Below are 5,585 nucleotides of genomic sequence, written 5' to 3' on the forward strand. Positions count from 1 at the left end.
CTACCCACCGGTCATAACGGACTTCTACTGACATCCGTTACACAGATCTCCCTACAGGCCCTGACGATCCGGCCGAACGCCTTGAACAGTTTGATGGCGGGCACGAACTCGGTGACCAGATCGACACAGGACCACACGTCGCCGCCGAAGCAGCCCAGCGCGGCGTTGAGGCCGATGAACTCCTTCAACACGTCCCAGGCCACCGACAGGATGACCGACCTCATCGACCGGCCCGCGGCCGACTGGGCCTGCGCGACCTGCGCGGTGGACAGACCCGCACCGGCCAACGCCGCCGCCCGCTCCGACGCGGTCAGGCTGATCGACAGACCCGACGGGTCGGCGTGGGTGACCGGGTTGTTGTGCGCGTACGCGTACCCGTTGGACTGCAACGGGTCCGCCACATCCAGCACCGGGTCGGCGGACAGGAAGCGGCCGAGCGGGCGAAACGCGCCGCGCAGGCCGCCGCGAAGAAAGCCGCCGACAAGGCCAACACCACCAGCAACACAGCTGTCAACGCGTCGAAGAAGACCGGCAACCCCGTCCAGAAACAAGCCCAGGCCAAAACCAACCCCAAAGCCTCCACCAGCAGCGGAGGCGGCGGCCGGACCAGCGCAGGAGGAGGCGGGGGCGGCAAGGCCACCTCCAAACCCGGCGGCAACACCGGCGCCAGCACCCGCTCCAACGGCGGCACCAGCGGCGGAGGCGGCGCAGGCCGTGCGGGCAATGGGGAGGTTGCCGTCGACACGAATGCGGTGACTGACGCGCTCTCCGGCGCGAAGACGGCGGAGGTCGACGCTGCTTTAGCGGGACGTGCGCCTGTTGTCTCGCCTACGGCCTATCGCGAGCTAATCGAAGGTGGCCACTCTATAGGTGCGATTGATGAATGGATCTCCGCGCGTGGGGGGCGCATGGGTGCAGCTTCAACCAGTAAGGGAGTAGAGGCCCTGCAGGCGCAGCTCAAAGCTATGTGGAAGGGTAAAGCGTTCCGGCCAATGATTGCGGTTGACGATGCCGCCGTCCTGCACTCGGCACTGCAAGATGGATTAGCTATAATAACAAACGACAAGCGTTTCTACAAGAACATAGAGAGGCTCGGTTATCAAAGCGAACGCTACTGACAGGATTCCAACATGAATGAAATCGACCTAGGCGAAATTGAAGAAATTTGTTCTGCTGCAACTCCGGGACCGTGGTATGTGCGGAATCTGGATGATGACCATGCAATGGGGCTAGTTGCGGTAAGTACCAATCCAGGCGACGGGGGTGCCGCGAGGTGGCCCAATTTTGATCATCGCGAGATCATTGCCGCAACACTCATACAGCATCCACGATATGTAGATTCTGGCGACGAGCGATGGGATGAAAATGCGGCATTTATTGCAATGGCAAGAGATATCGTTCCTCGCCTAGTTCAAGAAGTCAGGAAACTGAGGGGGGAATTGAGGGAACTTGGGCATTGAAGGGTCATTGGGTCGCGGCGTACTCACGTAGTGGTGAGGTCTTTGGTGTCGTTGCAGAATCGGCGGGGAATGGCGGTGTCAGGAATCTCACGAACGACGAGCTTATTATCCCGGGTGGCCCGCAAGGTAACGACCCAATCAGGGGTGCACGTGATTGGGGTCCGAGAGACTGTGGGTGTTATCCTGCGTCTCACGTGTACATCACAGGCGGTCACCACCGAACGGCCGAGATTGCGAGAAGGGTAAGAGCGGGGGTCATTTCGCCAGATGCCTTAATCGAGTTTGTGATTTCACCTCCATGATGATGTCATTCAAATATCTGATCAGTGGCGAGCGGCGGTTCGTTGTTGTAGTTATTGCTGGTGAAGCCGCTGCCACCACTCGGCTGTGGGTCTGCTTGGTGTCAGACAATCCGATGGTCGGAAGTGGGTGGGTCGGCTGCTGGAGTAGTGGCACGGGGAAGGTGGAAACGGCACATTCCCTCGGACGGTTTCTCGAGGAAATTAATGCGGAAGTGGTGCGTGTGGGGCGAACGGGTCCGTTTGGCGCCTACCTCGACGATCATCTCTTCTTCGGCGGGTGGAATGCCTGGGGAAGCGGAATTCCGGCACCGATAGAGCATCTGTTGCCGGTCGATGTGCTGGCGGGCGCGAAAAGCTGTCGGTCGAGCGATGAACTTGTAGGTAGACTGTTTGGCAGAGAAATGCGAACCGGCGATTCTTCTGAGTAACGAAAAGATTCATGCGCGTACGGGGTGGGTGTTTCGGTAAGGTGCCTGCCGGGCCTCTGACATTTCCTCCCTCGGGACTCCGTGCATTCATCGATTTCGTCACGCTCGCCGAGGCGGGGATGCGGGTGACGCCCTCCGATTTTCCACCGGTTGGCAGCGTGTTCGAAGCAGTGGCGATCGACTTTATGCCGTGGGGGCGAACTGCGGCTATCTGCCCGCTAGTCCTCAATCTCGAGGCAGCGAGAATTGGAATAGGCGCGCGGTCGATAGACGAGACATTCATCAGGTGATGATGAGGTCTTTGGCGTCGTTGCAGAAGCGGCGGACGGCGGTGGTGCGCCGGTAGGGGCCGAGTGCGCCGACGAGGTTACGGACGTGCTTGATGCACCTGGCGGAGGTGACCTGCCCGGTGAGGGTCTGGACGGCCTGGTCGCCGAGGGCGAGTGCCTTGTCCAGTTCGGGTTGGTCCTGCCGGACGTAGGTGGTGGCGAGCAGGGCGTTGCGTAGTGCTCCTTCGCGGCTGTACTCGTCGTCCTGGAGTCGTAGCGCGGCTCGGAGGTGTTCGCGGGCGCGGGTCCAGTCTTCGAGTTTGACGTAGCAGTAGCCGGCCTGGGCGTGGGCCTGGGCTTCGTTGATCCAGTACGCCCAGTCGGGGTCGCCGTGTTCCGGACGTCCGTCGGTGAGCCGGTCGAAGGCGCTGTCGAGCGCACGGCGGGTATCGGTGACGGCGTGGTTGTTGGCGTACGCCTCGGCGGCGCGCAGGTCGAGGATCGTGCCGACTTTCGGGCTGGTGGCGGGGTAGCTGGCCCGCGCGGTCTCGGCGAGGGTGATCGACTGCCGGAGTTGGCCGAGGTCCTTGGCCTGGCAGGACATGAAGCCGAGGATGTTCGCGCCGAGGCCACGGTCACCGGCGGCGTGGGCCTGGTAGAGGCCGGCGATCCAGAACCGTTGGGCCTGGCTGTGGTTGCCGTCGTCGAACGACAGCCAGCCGGCGAGGCGCATCAGTTCACCGGCGGTGCCGTGCAGTCGCCGCCCGACCGAGTCGGTGTAGCGGCGCTCGCGTAGCCCCTCGACCACGGTTGCCAGGTGCTGACGGACCAGGCCGAGTGTCTGGCCGCTGCCGAGGTGGTCGTCCATCCGCCGCAGGCTCGCGGTGACGGCGTCGAGGTGGTCGACGACCTCACCGGACAGCGGCCGGCCGGTTGTCGAGGCGAGGTCCGACGGCTGCTGGGCGATGATCCACTCGTGTGCCGGTGACGTCAGCGCGGAACCGAGCAGAGCGAGGAACATCCGTCGGTGCGTCATTGTCTCAGGTTCGTTGACGACCATGGCTGCTTGCAAGGCCCCGGCAGCCGTCCACGGTAGTTCCAGTCCGGCCGACGCCGGTGCGGCGTCCAAGCGGTCATCGGGCCAGCCCAGCTCGTCGAGGGTGACCGTCCGCTGCACCTGCTCGGACAGCAACGCGACGGTCAGCGACGGCCACGGGCTACGCGGCACCTCGCCCTTCTTCCACTTGTACGGCGTCTTGAGGTGCAGCCGCTCCGTGCGACCGTGCCGCTCGGCGCACTCGTTCAGCCGCCGGGCGAGCTGCTCAGGCTGCCAGCCCGCCTCGGCCAACAAGCGCGTGATTCCGTCCCCGCTGGCTGCCACCGCATCGACCCTTCACCCGTAGTGGTCGCTCCCACGCACGGTAGCGGACCTGGTGTCCGGGAGGCTGCCCCGACACTGATCCGCACCGATACGCACCACGCGCACCTCCTCCCGCCACTACCCGGCTGAGGTCAACTGAGTACATCGGATTCCGGCGGTGACCCGAATCCGATTCCGGTGAAACGGGTCGGCGGGTCGGGGCGTGGCAACGCTCCGGCCCGCCGGCCCCCGCCAGAAGGTGAGAGTGCTTGTGATCGCCAGACTGCTACCGATCGTCTTCGCCGGCCTGATGCCCGGCTTCCTCCTCGGCCTGTTTACATTCCGGATCAAATCCCGGTGGTGCCCGCGTTGCGGGGCGACCACCGACGAGATCCACCGGAGCACGCACCAATGACCGCCCCCGGCCGCCACCGCATCGCCGAACTACCCATCGGCCGGCGGATCGCCCAACTCCGCGCCCGACGCGGACTCACCCAACAGGTCTTCGCCGGCCGCATCGGCAAATCCCACTCCTGGGTCGACAAGGTCGAACGCGGCATCCGCTCCCTCGACCGCATCTCCGTCGTCCACACCGTCGCCGCTGTCCTCGGCGTCACCCCCGAAACCATCCTCGCCCCCACCACCGGCCGACCCGAACCCACCACCGACGACGCCACGGCCGCCGTCGAACACCTCCGCGCCGCCCTCGCCCGCTACGACACCCCCACCCCCGACCAACCCACACCGTCCGCCGACGACCTGTACCACCGCATCCAGTACGCCCACACCGCCTACCAGCACGCCCACTACCCGCAACTGCTCCGCATGCTGCCCGACCTGCTCACCCACACCCGCCACACCACCACCAGCGACGCCCCCGACGCCGCGTACCTGCTCACCCGCGTTTACCGGCTCACCGCCCACCTGCTGACCAAACTCGGCGAACCGCACCTCGCCTGGCTCGCCGCCGACCGCGCCATCGCCACCGCCAACGGCCACCCCCGGCACACCGCCGCAGCCGCCATCGCCCTCGCCCAGACACTCCGCGCCCTGCACCGACCCACCCTCGCCGTACAGGCCGCGCTCACCGCCGTACCGCTGATTGACCCGGCCACGACCGACCACCCGGCACCCGACGACCACGCCCTCGCCGGCACCCTGCTGATCGAAGCCGCCCTCGCCGCCGCCACCGGCAACGACCCCGCCACCGCACACCAGCTCACCGACCACGCCGACACACTCGCCGCCAGCATCAGCCACCACCAGCGGCGCCCCGACCACGGCGACACCACCATGACCGTCTTCGGGCCGACCGCGGTCACGCTCGCCCGCGCCCACCTCGCCGCCGCCCTCGGCGACCCGCACCAGGCCATCAGCCGCCACCAGCACGCCACCGCCGGTCACGGCTGGCGCGAGCTACCCGCCGAGCACCGCGCCGCCCACCTGATCGACATCACCCACGCCTACCTCGACACCGGCAACCCCACCGCCGCCGCCCGCGCCATCATCACCGCCGACCAGATCGCCCCGGCCGAAACCCGCACCCGACCGGTCGCCCACACCGTCGTCGCCACGCTCCTACGGGCCGGTCCCACCCCCGACCTGACCCGCCTCGCCACCACCATCGGCCTCACCCCACGCTGACGCGGTGATGGGGTGCGGGTCAGGCGATCGCGGCGATGTCGCCGTCGTCGAAGTAGATGGCCTGGTGAAGCCGGCCACCGAGCGCGGCGGCGTAGCGGGCGACGACATCCTGCCCGGAGATC

Annotated in this window: 5 protein-coding genes and 2 pseudogenes; 4 read left to right on the forward strand and 3 right to left on the reverse strand. The window is 66.0% G+C overall.

The window, feature by feature from the left end:
- Positions 1-121 precede the first annotated feature (121 nt).
- Positions 122-437, reverse strand: a pseudogene (locus ACFHWU_RS28515) (RHS repeat-associated core domain-containing protein); the annotation flags it as partial.
- Here ACFHWU_RS28515 and ACFHWU_RS28520 point away from each other — a divergent pair.
- From ACFHWU_RS28520 to ACFHWU_RS28530, 3 genes are all read left to right on the forward strand, one after another.
- Positions 360-1,118: a type II toxin-antitoxin system VapC family toxin gene (locus ACFHWU_RS28520; protein WP_416592216.1), complete on the forward strand. Its 759-nt coding sequence runs from the start codon at positions 360-362 to the stop codon at positions 1,116-1,118. The pseudogene ACFHWU_RS28515 and the gene ACFHWU_RS28520 overlap by 78 nt on opposite strands.
- Before the next feature lie 12 nt (positions 1,119-1,130).
- The gene (locus tag ACFHWU_RS28525) at positions 1,131-1,460 is read left to right on the forward strand and encodes a hypothetical protein (protein ID WP_416592212.1); all 330 of its coding nucleotides are present in this window, start codon (positions 1,131-1,133) and stop codon (positions 1,458-1,460) included.
- A gap of 298 nt (positions 1,461-1,758) precedes the next feature.
- On the forward strand, positions 1,759-2,190 hold the full coding sequence (locus ACFHWU_RS28530) for a hypothetical protein (RefSeq protein WP_416592213.1): 432 nt from the start codon (positions 1,759-1,761) through the stop codon (positions 2,188-2,190).
- 282 nt (positions 2,191-2,472) lie between these two features.
- Here the strand turns inward: ACFHWU_RS28530 and ACFHWU_RS28535 are convergent, their stop codons facing one another.
- Positions 2,473-3,810, reverse strand: coding sequence for a hypothetical protein (locus tag ACFHWU_RS28535; protein ID WP_416592214.1), 1,338 nt, complete (start codon positions 3,808-3,810; stop codon positions 2,473-2,475).
- A gap of 420 nt (positions 3,811-4,230) precedes the next feature.
- Between ACFHWU_RS28535 and ACFHWU_RS28540 the strand changes: the two genes are divergently transcribed.
- Positions 4,231-5,463 carry a helix-turn-helix domain-containing protein gene (locus ACFHWU_RS28540; RefSeq protein ID WP_416592215.1) on the forward strand — a complete coding sequence of 411 codons (1,233 nt, stop codon included), beginning with the start codon at positions 4,231-4,233 and terminating at the stop codon, positions 5,461-5,463.
- 19 nt (positions 5,464-5,482) lie between these two features.
- Here the strand turns inward: ACFHWU_RS28540 and ACFHWU_RS28545 are convergent.
- A pseudogene (locus tag ACFHWU_RS28545) lies at positions 5,483-5,585 on the reverse strand (transcriptional regulator); the annotation flags it as partial.

The organism is Micromonospora sp. LOL_015, from assembly GCF_048060275.1.
Taxonomy (GTDB): domain Bacteria; phylum Actinomycetota; class Actinomycetes; order Mycobacteriales; family Micromonosporaceae; genus Micromonospora_E.

Bases quoted from the DNA above. Each gene is read 5' to 3' on its own strand.
- ACFHWU_RS28540 (WP_416592215.1), top strand. From the start codon at position 4,231: ATGACCGCCCCCGGCCGCCACCGCATCGCCGAACTACCCATCGGCCGG.
- ACFHWU_RS28530 (WP_416592213.1), top strand. From the start codon at position 1,759: ATGATGATGTCATTCAAATATCTGATCAGTGGCGAGCGGCGGTTCGTT.
- ACFHWU_RS28525 (WP_416592212.1), top strand. From the start codon at position 1,131: ATGAATGAAATCGACCTAGGCGAAATTGAAGAAATTTGTTCTGCTGCA.